20 protein-coding genes are annotated in these 16,368 nt (G+C 72.1%); 4 read left to right on the top strand and 16 right to left on the bottom strand.

Annotation, left to right across the window (positions count from 1 at the left end; all coding sequences use genetic code 11):
• Positions 1 to 53 precede the first annotated feature (53 nt).
• A complete protein-coding gene (locus tag WEB03_RS16565; RefSeq protein WP_368072024.1) occupies positions 54 to 680 on the bottom strand; it encodes a TetR/AcrR family transcriptional regulator in 627 nt (208 codons plus the stop codon).
• Between the two features lie 95 nt (positions 681 to 775).
• Here WEB03_RS16565 and WEB03_RS16560 point away from each other — a divergent pair, with 95 nt between their 5' ends.
• Entirely contained in the window at positions 776 to 1,921 is a 1,146-nt protein-coding gene (locus tag WEB03_RS16560; protein WP_368072023.1) for an acyl-CoA dehydrogenase family protein, read from the top strand.
• Between the two features lies 1 nt (position 1,922).
• Here the strand turns inward: WEB03_RS16560 and purQ are convergent, their stop codons facing one another.
• The 6 genes from purQ to WEB03_RS16530 form a co-directional block, all read right to left on the bottom strand.
• The gene (purQ, locus tag WEB03_RS16555; RefSeq protein ID WP_368072022.1) at positions 1,923 to 2,600 is read right to left on the bottom strand and encodes a phosphoribosylformylglycinamidine synthase subunit PurQ; all 678 of its coding nucleotides are present in this window, start codon (positions 2,598 to 2,600) and stop codon (positions 1,923 to 1,925) included.
• 89 nt (positions 2,601 to 2,689) lie between these two features.
• Positions 2,690 to 3,454 carry a hypothetical protein gene (locus WEB03_RS16550; RefSeq protein ID WP_368072021.1) on the bottom strand — a complete coding sequence of 255 codons (765 nt, stop codon included), beginning with the start codon at positions 3,452 to 3,454 and terminating at the stop codon, positions 2,690 to 2,692.
• Positions 3,451 to 3,753 (bottom strand): phosphoribosylformylglycinamidine synthase subunit PurS, encoded by a 303-nt coding sequence (gene purS / locus WEB03_RS16545; RefSeq protein WP_368072020.1) that lies wholly within the window; start codon positions 3,751 to 3,753, stop codon positions 3,451 to 3,453. Before purS ends, WEB03_RS16550 begins: the two co-directional genes overlap by 4 nt.
• A 104-nt stretch (positions 3,754 to 3,857) precedes the next feature.
• A complete protein-coding gene (locus WEB03_RS16540) occupies positions 3,858 to 4,055 on the bottom strand; it encodes a hypothetical protein (protein WP_368072019.1) in 198 nt (65 codons plus the stop codon).
• Between the two features lie 107 nt (positions 4,056 to 4,162).
• Positions 4,163 to 5,257 carry an SDR family oxidoreductase gene (locus WEB03_RS16535; protein WP_368072018.1) on the bottom strand — a complete coding sequence of 365 codons (1,095 nt, stop codon included), beginning with the start codon at positions 5,255 to 5,257 and terminating at the stop codon, positions 4,163 to 4,165.
• 45 nt (positions 5,258 to 5,302) lie between these two features.
• Positions 5,303 to 6,970, bottom strand: a complete 1,668-nt coding sequence (locus WEB03_RS16530; RefSeq protein WP_368072017.1) for a succinic semialdehyde dehydrogenase — start codon at positions 6,968 to 6,970, stop codon at positions 5,303 to 5,305.
• A gap of 177 nt (positions 6,971 to 7,147) precedes the next feature.
• Between WEB03_RS16530 and WEB03_RS16525 the strand changes: the two genes are divergently transcribed.
• From WEB03_RS16525 to WEB03_RS16515, 3 genes are read left to right on the top strand one after another with little or no spacing between them, the layout of a single operon-like run.
• Positions 7,148 to 7,744: a hypothetical protein gene (locus tag WEB03_RS16525; protein ID WP_368072016.1), complete on the top strand. Its 597-nt coding sequence runs from the start codon at positions 7,148 to 7,150 to the stop codon at positions 7,742 to 7,744.
• A gap of 59 nt (positions 7,745 to 7,803) precedes the next feature.
• On the top strand, positions 7,804 to 8,628 hold the full coding sequence (locus WEB03_RS16520; RefSeq protein ID WP_368072015.1) for an LCP family protein: 825 nt from the start codon (positions 7,804 to 7,806) through the stop codon (positions 8,626 to 8,628).
• Positions 8,625 to 9,134 carry a metallophosphoesterase family protein gene (locus WEB03_RS16515; RefSeq protein WP_368072014.1) on the top strand — a complete coding sequence of 170 codons (510 nt, stop codon included), beginning with the start codon at positions 8,625 to 8,627 and terminating at the stop codon, positions 9,132 to 9,134. The genes WEB03_RS16520 and WEB03_RS16515 overlap by 4 nt, the downstream gene beginning before the upstream one ends.
• Positions 9,135 to 9,164: 30 nt before the next feature.
• Here WEB03_RS16515 and WEB03_RS16510 read toward each other — a convergent pair whose 3' ends face one another.
• The 9 genes from WEB03_RS16510 to WEB03_RS16470 all read right to left on the bottom strand — a co-directional run bounded on the left by WEB03_RS16510 (position 9,165) and on the right by WEB03_RS16470 (position 16,285).
• Positions 9,165 to 9,962 (bottom strand): DUF554 domain-containing protein, encoded by a 798-nt coding sequence (locus tag WEB03_RS16510; protein ID WP_368072013.1) that lies wholly within the window; start codon positions 9,960 to 9,962, stop codon positions 9,165 to 9,167.
• Positions 9,963 to 9,989: 27 nt separating this feature from the next.
• Positions 9,990 to 10,994 carry a glutaminase gene (locus tag WEB03_RS16505; protein ID WP_368072012.1) on the bottom strand — a complete coding sequence of 335 codons (1,005 nt, stop codon included), beginning with the start codon at positions 10,992 to 10,994 and terminating at the stop codon, positions 9,990 to 9,992.
• 134 nt (positions 10,995 to 11,128) lie between these two features.
• Entirely contained in the window at positions 11,129 to 11,533 is a 405-nt protein-coding gene (locus WEB03_RS16500) for a response regulator (protein ID WP_368072011.1), read from the bottom strand.
• 37 nt (positions 11,534 to 11,570) lie between these two features.
• The gene (locus WEB03_RS16495) at positions 11,571 to 12,425 is read right to left on the bottom strand and encodes a class F sortase (protein WP_368072010.1); all 855 of its coding nucleotides are present in this window, start codon (positions 12,423 to 12,425) and stop codon (positions 11,571 to 11,573) included.
• A gap of 5 nt (positions 12,426 to 12,430) precedes the next feature.
• Positions 12,431 to 12,784 carry a hypothetical protein gene (locus tag WEB03_RS16490; RefSeq protein ID WP_368072009.1) on the bottom strand — a complete coding sequence of 118 codons (354 nt, stop codon included), beginning with the start codon at positions 12,782 to 12,784 and terminating at the stop codon, positions 12,431 to 12,433.
• A gap of 214 nt (positions 12,785 to 12,998) precedes the next feature.
• The gene (locus tag WEB03_RS16485) at positions 12,999 to 13,445 is read right to left on the bottom strand and encodes a plastocyanin/azurin family copper-binding protein (RefSeq protein ID WP_368072008.1); all 447 of its coding nucleotides are present in this window, start codon (positions 13,443 to 13,445) and stop codon (positions 12,999 to 13,001) included.
• A 103-nt stretch (positions 13,446 to 13,548) separates the two neighbouring features.
• A complete protein-coding gene (locus tag WEB03_RS16480) occupies positions 13,549 to 14,835 on the bottom strand; it encodes a copper amine oxidase (RefSeq protein ID WP_368072007.1) in 1,287 nt (428 codons plus the stop codon).
• A 262-nt stretch (positions 14,836 to 15,097) separates the two neighbouring features.
• A complete protein-coding gene (locus WEB03_RS16475) occupies positions 15,098 to 15,502 on the bottom strand; it encodes a hypothetical protein (RefSeq protein WP_368072006.1) in 405 nt (134 codons plus the stop codon).
• Positions 15,503 to 15,646: 144 nt separating this feature from the next.
• Entirely contained in the window at positions 15,647 to 16,285 is a 639-nt protein-coding gene (locus WEB03_RS16470; RefSeq protein WP_368072005.1) for a class I SAM-dependent methyltransferase, read from the bottom strand.
• Between the last annotated feature and the right edge of the window lie 83 nt (positions 16,286 to 16,368).

Below are 16,368 nucleotides of genomic sequence, written 5' to 3'. Positions count from 1 at the left end.
GGGGGTCAGAGACGTGGGAGGTCAGAGACGTGGGAGGTCAGAGACGTGGGAGGTCAGAGACGTGCGGCGGCGGTGGCCAGTGCGACGACGTGGTCGATGAGCTCGTCTGGAGGGACCGTCGCCGCATCGGTGGCCCAGGCGATGAGCAGCTCGACGACCCCCCCGGTCAGGAGCGCCCCCGTGACCGCCTCGGCGGGACCGGCCGACCCAGCCTTGCGGTCGTCGTCGCGGAGCGCTCGCATCAGGCGCGCCGCCAGGTCGCCGAACCGAGCCAACAGCTCGCGGCGCCGCATGCGGAACCGCTCCGTCGCCAGCGACTCGACCAGCGCGACCCGGACCTGCCGCGGATCGGACGCGAAGCGGTCGACGATGCCCTCCAGCACGAGCCGCGCTCGCACGACCGCGTCGGCTTCCGGGGTGGCGACGGCCACCCGGATCACCTGCTCCACCTCGTCGCTGATGCGCTCGACCACGGCGAGGAACAGCTCCTCGCGGTCGGCGAAGTGCTCGTAGAGGTAGCGCTGGCTCAAACCTGCGGTCCGGCAGATGCCTGCGACCGTGGCTTCCGACCAGCCGTCAGCAGCGAAGCGCTCAAGACCGGCGTCGAGCAGCTGTTCGCGCCGGCGTCGGTGGCGCTGCGTGGCGTCGAGGCCGCCGTAGACGCGCTCGCCGTCGCTCACCTCGCCTCCCTCCGTGTCGCCAGATCGCATCAGGAACGGTACCGTACAAGATGAACCTCACCGTTCCCGATGCCGCCCGGACGTAGGAGCCCACCGTGCACGATCCGATCTGGGACACCCCCGAACGTCTCGCGCTCCGCGAGAGCACGCGGCGCTTCACCGAGCGGGAGGTCGTCCCCAACATCGCGGCCTGGGAGGAGGCCGGGGCGCTGCCGCTGAGCTTGCACCGGACCGCGGCGGACGCGGGCCTGCTCGGCGTCGGCTTCCCCGAGCACGTCGGTGGGGCGGGCGGCACCGCGGTCGACACCTGGGTGATCGCTGAGGAGATGATCCAGGCTGGCGGGTCGTCGGGGCTGCTGGCGGGACTGTTCACCCACGGGATCGGACTGCCCCACCTCATCACCGCCGGCGACCCGAGGCAGATCGATCGCGTGGCGCGACCGGTGCTGGCCGGGGACGCCATCGTGTCGCTGGCGATCACCGAACCGGAGGCCGGGTCGGACGTCGCGGGCATCACCACGCGTGCCGTCCGCGAGGGGGACGAGTACGTCGTCACCGGCGCCAAGATGTTCATCACCTCGGCGACCCGGGCCGACTTCATCACCACCGCGGTCCGCACGGGTGACGCCGGAGCTGGCGGGATCTCGCTGCTGGTGATCGATGCCGACAGCCCCGGACTCGAGGTGTCGGCACCCCTGAAGAAGATGGGCTGGCTGTGCTCGGACACCGGTGAGCTGCGCTTCGATCAGGTGCGCGTCCCGGCCGGCAACCTCATCGGCGCGGAGAACAGCGGGTTCCTGCAGATCATGCAGCAGTTCGCCGCGGAACGGCTGTCGCTGGCCGTCCAGGCCTACGCCACCGCGCAGCGCTGTCTCGACCTGACCATCCGCTACGCCAAGGAGCGCCAGACCTTCGGCCGCCCCATCGCGACCCGGCAGGTGGTGCGTCACCGCATCGCCGAGATGGCGCGCCAGGTGGACGTGGCTCGCACCTACACGCGGGCGGTCGCCGAGCGCTGGCAGGCCGGAGACGATGTCATCAAGGAGATCGCGATGGCCAAGAACACCGCGGTGTTCGCCTGCGACCGCGTGGTCGACGACGCCGTGCAGCTCCACGGCGGCATGGGGTACATGCGCGAGAGCGAGGTCGAGCGCCACTACCGCGACGCCCGCATCCTCGGCATCGGCGGCGGGACCAACGAGATCATGACCGAGGTGGTCTCGCGCCTGCTGCTCGCCTAGATCAGGCGGAGGTGGCCGCGGCCTCGAGCACGCTGCTGAAGAACCCGCGCCCGTCGGTCCCGCCGACGAGCTCGGGGTCGACCGCGTGCTCGGGGTGGGGCATCAGACCGACGACGTTGCCCGTCTCGTTGCAGACCCCGGCGATGTCCCGCTCGGACCCGTTGGGGTTGGTCCCCAGGGCGTACCTGGCGACGACCCGTCCCTCAGCCTCGAGCTGATCGAGGGTGTCCGGATCGGCGTGGTAGCGACCCTCACCGTTCTTGACCGGGATGATGACCGTCTCGCCCCGCCGGAAGCTCCGGGTCCAGGCGGTGTCGGCGGTGTCGATCGTCAGCGGCACGTCCTTGCAGACGAACCGGAGCCGCGCGTTGCGCAGGAGCGCGCCGGGCAGCAGCCCCGCCTCGCACAGCACCTGGAAGCCGTTGCAGATCCCGAGCACCGGCCCGCCACCGCGAGCGAGGTCGGCGACCGCCCGCATGACCGGGGAGCGGTGCGCGACCGCACCGCAGCGCAGGTAGTCCCCGTAGCTGAAACCGCCCGGCAGGATGACCGCGTCGACGCCGTCCACGGTCTCGTCGGCGTGCCAGAGGCGGACCGGCTCGCCACCGACCGCGGCGACGGCCGTCCGTGCGTCCCCGTCGTCGAGCGAGCCGGGGAAGGTCACGACACCGATGCGCACGGGGGTCCTCCGGGGGCGATGGAGCGGGGAGCGTTCGAGCGGTGGAGCGGTCGAGCGGTCGAGCGGTCGAGCGGTCGAGCGGGAGCAAGCTAGCCGTCGCCCGGCCGGTACCCCGCGGCGATCAGCGACGCCAGCGGGTCGGGTTCGTCGAGCAGCTCCTCGACATCGAGGCAGCCGCGCGGGTCCCCCTCGGGGAAGACCAGACGATCGCAGGCGGCGAGCTGCGCCTCGGCAGCGGTCAGCGCAGCCTCGGCGCTGATCGGCGTGCCGGGGAAGTCGTCCTCGCCGAGGAGGGTCAGCTGACCGATGATCGCCGGCGCGGCGCGGGTGGCGTCCTCGAACTGGAACGCTGCGTTCAGTTCGAGGACGATCCGCTGGTCGTCGGTGGCGCGCAGCGACGATTCGACCCCGGACAGCTCGAAGACGGCGAACCGCAGCTGGCCACGCGTGGTCGTCCACTCGCGTAGACCCGACTCCGCCGCGGGGAACTGGCCGCTCCGCAGCAGGGCGCACGCGGCGCCGAGCGCTCGGGACCCCGCAGCACGAGCACCGGGATCGCCGATCAGCGACACGGCGGCGGTGCAGGACGGGCCTGGCTCGGCGTCCTCGACGGTCCCGAGGACCGCGTCGCCCCGGTCGACGGTGGTCACCTCGTCGCCGGCCGGGCGGCGCTCGGCGGGCGGGATCGTCTCGCGGCCGGCCAGGAACGTGGCGGCCCAGATCATCACAACGATGCCGATCGGGACCAGGATCAGCATCGCGATCACGAACCACCGGTGCAGCACCGGCTCGCCGGTGGGCAACGTCGGCAGGCCGTCGTCGCGCAGCGGCGGCAGCGGCGGGCGTTCGCTCACGCGGTGGCGCTCGCCGACCCGCTCGCGGTGGCGCTCGCCGACCCACCCGTGGCGCCGTCGAGCACCCGCCAGGTGTAGGACTCGATGACCGGGTTGGTGAGGAAGTCCGCGCACATCCGCGTGACGAGGGTCTCGAGCTCGGCGTGGTCGGCCGCCTCGACGTCGAGCTCGAGGTGCTTGCCGATACGCACGTCCGACACGCTGTCGAACCCGAGCCCGGGGAGCGCGTCCTCCACCGCACGACCCTGCGGGTCCAGGATCTCGTGCTTGAGCAGCACGTCGATCGCGACGCGGGGCATCGTCAGCTCCTGCGGGTCGGCCCCCGGCGGATCCGGGGCGTGCGAGGGTCGGCAGCGTACCGAGGCGCTTCAGGACGCCGGGCGCTGACGACGGCCGTGGGCGGTCAGCTGCTCGGGTCCAGCTCGCGGTGGGGCGATGCACCCCCGACCACCCGGGCGAGCTGCTGCGGGTCGACGGGCTTGCGGAGCCAACGGGCACCGATGCGATCGGCCACGGCGGCCAGACGCTGCTCGTCCGCACCCGAGAGCAGCTGCAGGTCGAGGGAGACCACGACCTGTGGGTCGTCGTCGATCACCAGCACCCGAGCCACCGTGACGCCCCATCGGCCGACCGGACCGCCACCGTGCGGTCCGCATCGACCAACGAGCGGTCGCGTGAGCGGTGACGCTCAAGCCACCACCGCCGACCTCAGATCATCGCCTGGGACGGGACGTCGGGGTTGGCCTTGACGTAGGCCGCCATCGCCCGGAACCAGGTCTCGCGGTCGGGCCGGGCGATGCCGTCCTCGACGAGCGCCGCGTCCGCCTGGTCGGTGGTGTAGTGGGCCGGGTGGCTGAAGTAGTTCACCGACGCCGGGGGCAGCCCCATGAGCGCCTGGACCCCCGGGACCCGGCGGAGCGCGAACTTGGCGATCCCCATCGTGAGCGGGACGGTCACGAGCCGCTTGTTCGTCGCCTCGCTGAACAGTTCGATCAGATCGCGGATGGTGTACGGCTCGGGGTCGGCCAGCGCGTAGGTGGCGCCGAGGGTGTCGTCGCGCGCGGCGAGCGCGTCGATGGCGTCGACCACGTAGTCGCGCGGGACGATGTTGAACCGGTACCCGTCCGGGTCCCCGACGGTGGGCATCACCGCCACCCGCGGCTGCTTCACGAGCCACCGCAGGATGAAGTAGGGGCCGTCGTACTTCTGGGTCGCGCCGGTCGTCGAGTCACCGCCGACGACCGATGGCCGGTAGATGGTCGTGGGCAAGCCGTCGGCTGCCGCCTCGGCGACGATGACCTCGGCGAGGTACTTGGTCTCCTCGTAGAAGTTGTTGAAGCGCTGCCCCTTGACCAGGTCGGTCTCGCGGAAGATCCCCGGCCAGCGCCCAGACACGTAACAGGTCGACACGTACTGCAGCCGGTCGAGGTCGGGGCAGGCGCGGCAGAAGTCGACCACGTGGCGGGTGCCGTCGACGTTGACCGCCATGCCGACGGGGCGGGCCACCTCGAGGTCGTAGACCGCGGCGAGGTGGAACACCTCGTTGGTGCGTGCCACCAGGTCGGCGTAGGCGTCACCGAGGCCGAGATCGGACTTGGTGATGTCACCGACCACCAGCTCGATGCGGTCGGCGGTCGACGCGTCCGCCGCGACGAGCTGGTCGACGCGCGCTCGGGCGAGCTCCAGGAAGGAGCGTTGCACGAGACAGACGGCCACGGCCTCCGGATCGCGATGCAGGACGCGTGGCAGCAGCTCGGTGCCGAGGAAACCGGGGAAGCCGGTGAACAGGACGGTGCGGGGCACGAAGAGCTCCTCGAACGGGTGCAGCGGTGACAGGGTGGCGCTGGCTCAGAACCAGCGGGGGATGCGGGGGAGGCGTCCGAGCAGCTTGACGGCCGGAGACAGGACGGCGGCGGTCCGTTCGTCCGAGAGCAACGGCAACGAGCCGACGGGGATGAGCGACTGCGACGCGATGGTCTGCACCTCGGTGTACTTCCAGATGCCCTCGCGACCGTGGCGGCGACCGAGTCCGGAGTCCTTGAAGCCCCCCATCGGGGCATCGACCGACGCCCACGTCGCGGCGTAGGCGTCGTTGACGTTCACGGTGCCGGACCGGATGCGTGCGGCGACACGCTGGCCGCGGCGGACGTCGCGGGTCCACACGCTCGCGTTCAGGCCGTAATCGCTGTCGTTGGCGCGGGCGATCGCTTGGTCCTCGGTGGCGAAGGTGGACAGGGTCACGACCGGGCCGAAGGTCTCCTCGCCGTGCACGCGCATGTCGGGGGTGACGTCGGTCAGCACCGTCGGGGCGTACACGAGCGGGCCGACGGCGGTGCGGGGTTCACCGCCGGTGAGCACGCGCGCACCCTTGGCCACCGCGTCGTCGACGTGCGCCGACACGGTCTCGAACTGCTGGCGGGACGCGAGCGAGCCGACGTCACCACCCCAGGCCAGCTCGGTGGACAGCGTCAGGCCGTTGACCCGGCTGAGGAAGCGCTGGGTGAAGTCCTCAGCGATCGACTCGTGCACCAGCAACCGCTCGATGGAGATGCACAGCTGCCCGGCGGACGCGAAGCAACCCCGCACGGCACCGTCGACGGCGCGGTCGAGGTCGGCGTCCTCGAGCACGACCATCGCGTTCTTGCCGCCGAGCTCGAGCGCGCAGCCGATGAGCTGCTCGCCGGCCTGCTGAGCGACGGTCCGACCGACCTCGGTCGAGCCGGTGAAGGTCACGAAGTCGACCTGCTCGATCATCGGGGTGCCGAGCACCGACCCGCGTCCGGTGACCACCGTCACCAGGTCCTCGGGCACACCCGCCTCGATCGCCAGGTCGACGATCCACAGGGCGGTGAACGGTGTCTGCTGGGCGGGCTTCAGGACGCACGCGTTCCCCGCCGCGAGCGCGGGGATGATGTCGGTGATGGCCATCGACAGGGGGTAGTTCCACGGAGCGATGAAGCCCACCACGCCCTTCGGGTGGCGGACCTCGCTGGTGGTGGTGAGCAGGGGCAACGCGCCCTCGCGGCGCTGCGGAGCGAGGTGGCTACCGGCCGTCCGCGCGTAGTAGCCCGCGACGATCGCGACGTCGGCGACCTCCTCGAAGGCGTGGCCGCGGACCTTGCCGGACTCGAGCTGGATGAGGTCGAGGACCTCGTCCTGGCGCTCGAGCACGAGGTCACCGAGCCTGCGGAGCACCCGGGCGCGTTGGCGTGGCGACCGTGCCGCCCAGCCCACCTGAGCCGCCCGCGCGCGGCGGACCGCCTCGGTGACGTCGTCGGCGGTGCAGGACGGGACGGCACCGACCGGCTCGAGCGACAGCGGCGAATCCACGGTGATGTCATCCCGGTCACCGGTGGTCACCACGCGCGCGAGCAACCGGTCGAGCACCGGGTGCGGGAGCGTCGGGACGGCGGCCGAGACCCCGAGACCGGGGCCGGGGCGTGACCCGGCATCGGCGGACCGCACCGTCGCGGGCGCGTCGTCGGCATCGGTGGTCGTCACGGGGGCGGTGGCCATCGCAGCTCCAGGCGGGGTGACCAGGGACGGTACGGAGCCGGCGACCGGCCGGTCAACACCAGTTGATGTCACACCGGCCACCGTCGCACCCCACCGGGGAGCGGTCGCGTCCGCACGAACGAGCGGCGCAGCGACGGTGCGCTCCCGCTCAGGACCCCTGCCGGTACCGTCCCGCGCGTGACCGTCGCCCGCCTCGCACTCGGCCTCGCACTCACCGCCGTGCTGGCCGGTGGGTGTTCGTCCGACGCGCCCGAAGCTCCGAGCGTCGCGCCGACGGCCATCCCCACGTCGGAACCGGAACCGGAACCCGAGCCGGAGTCCGAGCTCCCGGAGGACGTCACCGGCGAGGTGGTGGACGTCCGCGTCAACGACCTCTCGATCGTGGACAGCGGCCTGCACCGCGATGGCGCCGAGGCGGACGTCAGCACCCCACCGGACGCGGCTGCCATCGATGCCGCCGTCGGCGCCGCGACGGCGTGGCTGGACGGCCACCTCACCGACCTCGTGGGCGGCGGGGCCGGGTCGATCGAGGCCGACGGGCTGACGGGTGAGACGGCGGCACTGACGGTCGGCCTGACCGATCCGACGCGCGTGGTGACACACGCTCGTTACGCGTTCACCGTCGGCGCACGGGGGCTCCCCGAGTGGGTCCACGTCACCGTCGACCTCGACCGGCACGACGACTCCGAGGCGAGCGCGACCTTCGTGTTCCTGCCGACGGCCGAGGGCGTCCACCTGCTCGCCGCTAGGCCGACAGCCGAGACGAGCCCGTGATCGGCTGGCACCACGGCCCCGGAGCCCACGCACGTCCCGGCCCCCTCAGGGGGGTGGCGGTGGTCGCGCTCGTGTTCGCGCTGCTCGGGACGGGGACCGCTGCGGCGAGCGGGGGGTGGCGCCTGCCGGTCGGCGACGGCCAGCCGCTCACCCTGCTCCTGCTCGGCTCCGACATGGGGCCACCTCGCGACGGCGTCGTCGAGCGGGGAAACGCCGATGGTTTCCAGCTGCTCTTCGTCTCAGCGGACCGCCAGCACGCCACGATCATCTCGATCCCGCGCGACGCGTACGTCCCCGTGCCAGGGCTCGGCCGACAGCGCATCAACGCCTGCCTGCAACGTGGCCCGGAGCGGTGCGTCGAGACCGTGGAAGCCCTCTTCGGGCTGGACGTCGACGGGTACCTGCTGACCGGCATGCGCGCGTTCTCGCGGGCCGTCTCCCGCTTCGACGGGATCGAGGTCGAGGTCCCCCGAGCCCTCCGGGTCGGCAACACCCACATCGCTCCCGGTCGCCAGAACCTCTCCGGGCCGGAAGCGCTCGTCTACGCCCGCGATCGCAAGAGCCGTCCCGACGGCGACGTCGGCCGGTCCCGGGCGCAGGCGGAACTGCTCGCGACCGCACACCGTCAGGTCGTCTCCGACCCGTCCCCCCAGGCGGTGCTCCACGCGCTCGGCGTCCTGCGGCGGCACAGCGTGACCGACCTGTCGGGACCCGAGCTGGTGCAGCTCGGGTTCGAAGCGCTACGCCTCCCGCCGGCGAACGTGGAACGGGCCACCGTGCCCGGGTCCTACGGCTTCGCCGGTCGCGCCTCGGTCCTGTTCCTCCACGACTCCGCCGCCGCGTTGGTCGCGGATGCCGCCGAGGACGGACGGATCGGTCCGTGAACGATCCGCTCCGGGTCGTGGTGGTGGCGGACACCCACCTGAAGCGGGCGTGGCCGAACCGCACCCTGCCCGACGCCGCCGTCGAGCTGCTCCGCACCGCCGACGTCGTGCTCCACGCCGGCGACATCACGCAGGCCGAGCACCTCGAGGCGATCGCCGCCGCGGCGGACGCGCCGGTCCACGCCGTGCTCGGCAACAACGACCCCGAGCTCGCCGGCGACCTGCCCGAGACCCTCGAGCTGGAGCTGGGCGGCGTGCGGGTCGGGATGATCCACGACAGCGGTCCGACGAGGGGTCGCGAGCAGCGCCTGCACGAGCGGTTCCCGACCTGCGCTGTGGCCATCTTCGGCCACAGCCACGTCCCGTGGAACGCTCCCGGCATCGACGGGCAGCTGCTGTTCAACCCCGGATCACCGACGGAGCGACGCCAGCAACCCCACCGCACCGTCGGCGTGCTCGAGCTCGCCGACGGTCGCATCACCGCCGCCCGCATCGAGGTCGTCTGACGCGCGGCCCGGCACCGGGCTGCCGGCGCGTCAGCTCAACAGCGACGCGGCCACCGGGGCCAGCACCAACGCGGGCAGGAGGTTGGCCACCCGGACGGCACGTACCTCGAGCAACCGCAGCCCGAGTGCCGCGACGAGGACGCCACCGGTCGCGGTGAGCGCGAGCAACATCGGCTCGGTGAGGGCGGGCGCGATGGCCGCAGCGGCCAGGGTGATCGTGCCCTGCAGCACGAGCAACGGGAGCGCGGCGAACGCGACCCCGATGCCGAGCGCCGATGCGAACGCCAAGGCGATCGAGCCGTCGAGCACCGCCTTGACCGCCAGGAGCTCGATGTCACCCGACAGGCCGTCCTGGAGCGACCCGATGATGGCCAGCGGTCCGACGCAGACGATCATCGTGGTGATGACGAAACCCTCGACGAACCGGTGCCGCGGGTCGCTCGCCCCGAGCGGATGCTCGAGGACGTCCCGGTCCGGCCCCGAGGGTTCGGGGGCGAGCTCGAACTCACCGCCGGGCGGCGCGCCGAGGACGCGGTCCCGCAGCCGCTCACCCACCCAGGCGAGCCGCGCCTCGATGTCGACCAACTCCCCGAGCATCCCCCCGAGCACGAGGGCACCGAGCACGACCAGCACGGCCGCCGGACCGACCGCGGCACGCAGCTCGGGCGAGAAGGTCTCCAGCGCGTCGGAGACGCCGAGCACCAGCACGAACACCCCGACCACGTCGGTCGTCCCGGTTCGGACACGCGTCGGCAGCCGGTCCCCGAGCAGGGATCCGGCCAGGGCGCCGACGACGATCGCGCCACCGTTGAGCAGGGTCCCGAGCACGCGTGGACCGTACCGGGACCGGCGTGCTCAGAAGATCGACAGGTCGAACCGCTCGGCGAGGTGGTGCAGCGCCACGCGCCCGGCGTGTGAGTTGCCCGTGTCGTCGAGGGCGGGCGACCACACCGCGGCGCCCAGACGGTTCGGGACCACCGCCATGATCGCGCCGGCGACCCCGCTCTTGCACGGCAGACCGACGTCGAACGCGAAGGCCCCAGCAGCGTCGTAGGTGCCACAGGTCAACATCAGCGCCGTCACCCGGCGGGCGAGCCCGTCCGACAGCACGCGCTTCCCACTGGCGGGGTCGACCCCGTCGTTGGACAGGAAGCGGACCGCGCGCGCCAGCTGCCGGGTCGACATGGACAACGAGCACTGGTGGACGTACAGCGCGAGCACCTCGTCGACGGGGTTACGGATGTTGCCGAAGTCCGCCATCAGGTTGGCCACCGCGAGGTTGCGGTGCGAGGTGTCGCGTTCCATCTGCGCGACCTCGTGGTTGGTCCCGATGTCACCTCCCGCGAGCTCGCTGACCAGCGCCGTGATCTCCGCGGTGGGGTCCGAGCAGTGGTCGAGCAGGATGTCGTCGACCACGAGCGCACCCGCGTTGATCATCGGGTTGCGGGGGATCCCCTTCTCGTGCTCGAGCTGGACGAGCGAGTTGAACGGGTCACCCGACGGTTCCCGACCGATGCGCGCCCAGATCTCGTCGGCGACGGCGGAGACGCGATCGACCTTCTGCATCGCGAGAGTGAGCGCGAAGGCCTTCGAGATGCTCTGGATCGGGAACACCTGGTCGACGTCCCCCTCGAGGTGCTCGGTCCCGTCGTTCTCGATGAGAGCGATCGCGAACCCGTTCGGGTCGGCCCCGCCGAGAGCGTCCTCGTGCTCGGCCACGTGGCCCTCGTCGGCCGTCGGGCGGGCGATCTCCGCGATCTCGCGCAGGTGGGTGTCGATGTCCTTCTGATCGCTCTCGGCGTCCTCGGTCGGCGTTTCGCCGTGCGCGGAGACCTGCTCGGGGTGGGTGTCGGCGACCACGTCTGCGTGCTCTCGTCGGGGAGGCACCAGCCAAGCGGCAGCTCCGCGCCCTCGCACCCGCTGGCCACGGCCGGACGACGGCGGATCAGCGGTAGGGCGGATCAGCGGTAGGTCGGCCCGACGGCCGTCGGCGCTCACCTGCTCTCCCCGGCCCCTCCGCCGTCGGGCCGGGCCAGGATCCGCCGGACGGAAGCCTCGAGTGCCGCGAGGTCGAACGGCTTGACGATGACGTCCGCGGCGCCGTTCTCGCGCAGGCGTGCAACCTCGTCGGGGTAGGCCTTCGCGGTCACGAAGATGATCGGGACGGCGGCCAAGCCGGGCGTCTCGCGGAAGGCCGCAGCCAGGCTGATGCCATCCATGCCGGGCATCATGACGTCGACGAGCGCCAGGTCGGGCGGATCCTCCCGGGCCGCTGCGAGGGCCTCGCCCCCGGACGCGTACGAGCGCAACTCGAGATCGGGTGACTGGTCGAGGGTCAGCTCGACGAGGAAGCGGATGTCCGCATCGTCGTCGACGTGCAGGATCCGGGACTGGCTCACGCGGCCGCTCCCGATCGTCGGTCCCCGGCCACGGAGGCTACCCGCGCACGCTCCACTCCCGCGCGAGTAGACCCGACGATCCGAGCACGCTGAGCGCCGCGAGGAGGATGGGCACACGACGGTCCCCGCCGGAGGTCGGGTCGGTCGGACGCGCGGCCACACCACCCGGCCTCGAGCCGCTCGAGCCGAGGGGTCGGGCCTCCGGCGCCACGGTGTGGCCCACGACACCGGTGGGCGCGAGCCGCGTCGGCTCGAAGTCCTGGGTGTCGTCGAGGACGAGGAACACGATGGTGTTGTCGACGTACCGCCGAGCGGCGCGGTCGAACGCCCCCGAGCAGGTGACCAGGCGCAGGGTCGGCGCCTCGGTCCACCCGTAGACCTCGTCGGTCGGGAAGTCGTCCTTCGGGTGCTGCTCCACGCGATCGACACGCCAGTGGACGCTGGTCCCATCCTCGCGCTCGACGCTGACCCGATCGCCCGACTCCAGGTCGGGGAGCTCCCAGAAGGCGCCCGGACCCTGGCGCGAGTCGACGTGTCCGACGATCACCGCAGGTCCCCGCTCGCCGGGGCTGGAGCGCCCGGTGAACCAACCCGCGGTGTAGGCATCGTCGGGGACCTCGAGGCCCCCGTCCTCACGCGTGCCCAGCGGGATGGTGGTCGCCTCGATATCGACCGCGTCCGACCGCACCCGGACCGGGGCGGGCGCATCGACCTCGAACCAAGGAACCGCTACGGAGGTGGCCGAAGTCGGGACGGTGCTGAGGGCTTCAGGTGGGGGCGTCGAGGTCCACGAGAGCAGCACCGTGGCGATCAGGACCGTGACGCACGACAGCGCCGAGAGACGCGAGGCGATGGGCCCCGGTCCCTCGGCGGTGGCGTGCGGCGCGGTCACCTGGCTCAGGCGCGGACGGGTGCGAGCCGCCGGGCGTTGGCGAGGTGACCGACGAGAGCGAGGATCAGGAGCGCGAACGCTGCGGCGTGAGGAGCGCCGAGCCCGGCACCGTCCTCGATCGCCGCGCCGCCGAAGCCAGCGTCGACGCCGCCGACCGGCGCGGTCTCCTGCTCGGAGGTGCCCTGGTCGTCGACCTGATCATCCGCAGCCGCGGTGTCGGTGTCGGACGGGCCCTGGTCGACGAACTGCGCCGCAGCCGGGCTCGCGAGCGCCAGGACGACGATCAGCGCGGTCATGGCTGTCAGCGTGAGCAACAGTCGGACGGGGTTCATGGTCGTGGTGCGGGTTCGGGTCGTCACGGGGTCCACCTCGGTCGTCGATCGTCGGATGCGGCTCGTGGGTGGGCCCGTGCTCTCACGGATGCTCGAGAGCGGCGGACGCCGGCGGCCGTCGGGGGAGGTTCGGTGGCGTCGGCCACCCGGTTGGGCGGGACCAGCGAGAGATGACCAGACCTGAGCGGCCACACGGCCGCCGAGATCGGTGAGGTCGGTGAGCGACCACGCGGCGGCGGGGTCACTCGGTCACGATCACGGTCCCCACCATGAAGTTGTGCGGTGAACAGAAGTAGCGGTACTCGCCGGGCTCGTCGAAGGTCACCGAGGCCGTGTCACCGCGATCGGCGAAGGCGACCTCGAACGTGCCGTTCGGCTCGCCGTCGACGCCGCTCGTGACGGTGTGCCGGGTGGCGTCCTGGTTGGTCCAGGTGACCGTCTGGCCGACGGTGATCTCGACGACGTCGCCGTCGAAGCTGAACATGCTGATGTCGATCTCGACGTCGCCGGCTTCCTCGGTCACGCGGGCACCCGTCGGGGCGGGTTCCGACGTCGCGTCCTCGTCCGCGACGTCCGGCGCGGCGGGAGCCGAACTCGAGGGTTCGTCGCTGGCCGTCTCGTCCGGTCCGGACGCGCAACCGACGGTCAGAGCAGCGACGGCTAGCAGGGTGACCACGTGAGCTCGCACGTGAGGCTCCTCGTTCGGTCGTGGTATCACGACGCGGGTGGTGTCGGAAGGCGAGGGCCCGCCCCGTGGAACGGGAGCGGGCCCTCCGGGTGGAACCTCGTGCTCAGCCGTTGATGGCGGCGTTCAGCGAGTCGATCGCGCCGGCCAGCGTGGAGATGTGCCCACGCAGGCTCTCGGCGACCGCATCGGCGGGCAGTTCGCCGCCGGTCACGTCCTCGAAGAAGGCGCCGGCGTCACCGGTGTAGCCCTCGAGGTCGTCGATGGCCTGGACCTGCGCCTGCTCGTCACCACCGGCGGTGGCGACCGCGTAGTCGACGAAGAAGCCGATGTGCTGGCGCCACAGCTCGAGGAACGCGTCGCGGTTGTCGTCACCAGCGACCTGGCCGATACCGTCCGCGAGCTCGACCGAGTTGCGGTCCAGCGTGGCGGCTGCAGCCTCGAACGCCGGGCTGTCGGCACCCTCGGCGTACGCGGTCTTGACCGCGATGCCGGCGAGGTAGACGTGCTCCTGGAGCGAGGCGGTCAGGCCCGAGCGGAACTGCGACGCCTCGGAGTCGGTCGCACCGTCCGCGTCGATCGCGGCCGCGATGCCGCCGGAGAGGATGGCCGCGGACTCGACCACGTGGTCAGCCGCTTCCTTGAGCGAGTCGAACGCACCCGCGTCACCAGCGGCGAAGCCGTCGATGGCGGCGGCCAGCGTGTCGATGTGCATCTGCAGGTTGGCAGTGACGGCGTCGGCCGGCAGCTCGCCACCGGTGATCTCCTCGAAGAACGCGCCGGCGTCACCGGTGTAGCCCTGGAGGTCGTCGAGCGCCTGCTGCTTGCCCTCCTCGTCGTCCCCGGCCGTGGCGACCGCGTAGTCGACGAAGAAGCCGATGTGCTGGCGCCACAGCTCGAGGAACGCCTCGCGGTTCTCGTCACCGGCGACCGAGCCGACGGTGTCGGCGAGCTCGACCGAGTTCTCGTCGAGGGCTGCGGCCGCGAGCTCGAACTCGCCGCTGTCAGCACCGAAGCTGTAGGCCGCGTCGACGGCGTAGCCGGCCAGGTAGACGTGCTCCTGCAGCAGGCCGGTCAGACCCGCGCGGATCTCGGTCGCCGTGTCGTCGACACCGCCCTCGAAACCGGCAGCCGCGATGACCCCGCCGGAGAGCGTCTTGGCTCCCTCACGGACGTGGTGGGCGGCGGCCTTGGCGTCGGCGTACGGGTCGCCGCTGCTCTCGATGGCGACCGCGAAGTCCGTCGACGCTTGCTCGTCCTCGGTCGTCGGCTCGTCGGTGGGCTCCTCGTCGGTGGGCTCCTCGTCGGCCGGCGCCTCGACGTCGGTGTCGGTCGAAGCGGTGTCCGGCTCGTCGGTGGAGCAGGCCGCCAGCACCAGGCCGGCGGCGCTCACCGCGGCGATCGTCCTCGTCATCCTTCTCAGGTCTCGCATCAGGGGGTCTCCTCGTGGTGGTTCGTGGTGTGCGCCGGCCGTCACCGGCCGGTGGTCCGCGGCCGTCGGGGCCGTCGGAGTCGCGGGTGGTTCGCCCCGACGACCGCATCGGCTTGGCCCGTTCGACCGAGGGAGCGACCGTTCGGCCAGGGTCCGTACGCCTGGGAGCCCGGCCGAGGGGGCCGGGCTCCTCGGTGGGTGCCGCTCGCGGGGAACCCTGGGCTCAGGCGGCGGCCACGACGGTTCCGCGTCGGCCGGAGCGAGCCAGGACGACGAGCACGAGCACCGCGAGCAGTTCGGACCAGACCGCCGCGCCCTCGGCGCCCGTCAGGGTGAACTCGGTCGCGAACCCGAACAGCCCGACGGTGCTGGCGACGGTGAACGCCACGAGCTGTCCGAGCGACAGGAGCACCCCGCCGGCCAGGACCCGCACGTCGTCGGTGATCAGGACGGCGATCGCCAGGACGAACGCCGCCACGACACCGGCCAGGAACAGGGGGCCGATGACGGGGACCGCGGAGAACCCACTGGCCCACGGCCGCAGGTGGACCACACCTTGGGTCGCGAGGAGCACGGCACAGAGCGCGCGGAGCACGAGGCGAGGAAGGCGAGGTGGTGAGGCGGCCACGGGGGCTCCGGTGTCGGGGACACCGGGGGTTCGAGAGCGATGCGACCTCGGCTCGGCCGCACGGCCCGGTCGCCCCCGCTCAGCCGGTCTCCGCTCAGCCGGTCCGGTGCCGGAGAACCGCGGTCCGCGACGCGTGGTCGGCGATCAGGTCGGGTCGCCGTCGGTCGTGCCCGCCTCACGCTCGGGCCGCAGGATCGCCACGAGGAACCCGTCGCCCTGCGCGTACGGCTGGAGGTCCCAGGTGGACAGCAGGACGTCGACGACCAGACCCGCGGACCCCACGTCCTCGAGGAAGTCGTCGACCTCGTAGCCGCGGTCGGTCCCGAAGCCGACGACGAGGCGTCCGCCTCCACGGAGGTGTGCGCGCAGGCTGGCGAGCACCGCGACGTGGGTCTCCGGCGCCAGGAACGTCAGGACGTTGCCAGCGCAGACGATCGCGTCGAACCCCTCGTCGATGCCGCGCGAAGGCAGGTCCAGGGTCGACAGATCGTCGACGAGCCACCGAGGACCCGGGTGGTCCTCCTCGGCCGCGGCGATCAGGGCCGGGTCGATGTCGACGCCGACCACCTCGTGGCCCGCGTCGGTGAGGAACGCGCCGACCCTGCCGGGACCGCAGCCGGCGTCCAGGATGCGCGACCCACGAGACACCATCGCGTCGATCAGCCGCGCTTCCCCGGCGAGGTCCTCACCGGCAGCGGTCTTCGCGCGCATCCGTTCGATGTACCACGAGGAGTGACCGGGATCCTCACGGGTCAGGCGGAGCCACTCGTTCTCGTCGGACATGCTTCGCTCCGGGCTCGCTCGGCGTCGGCCCGGCACCGTACGGCGACCACCGGCCACGGGCGAGATCGGCGGCACCCACCCGA

Origin of the sequence: Nitriliruptor sp. (assembly GCF_040882075.1) — a bacterium.
Classification (GTDB): domain Bacteria; phylum Actinomycetota; class Nitriliruptoria; order Nitriliruptorales; family Nitriliruptoraceae; genus Nitriliruptor.
Note: the sequence above shows the minus strand (reverse complement) of the source record. Positions and strands in the feature narration are given on the sequence as shown.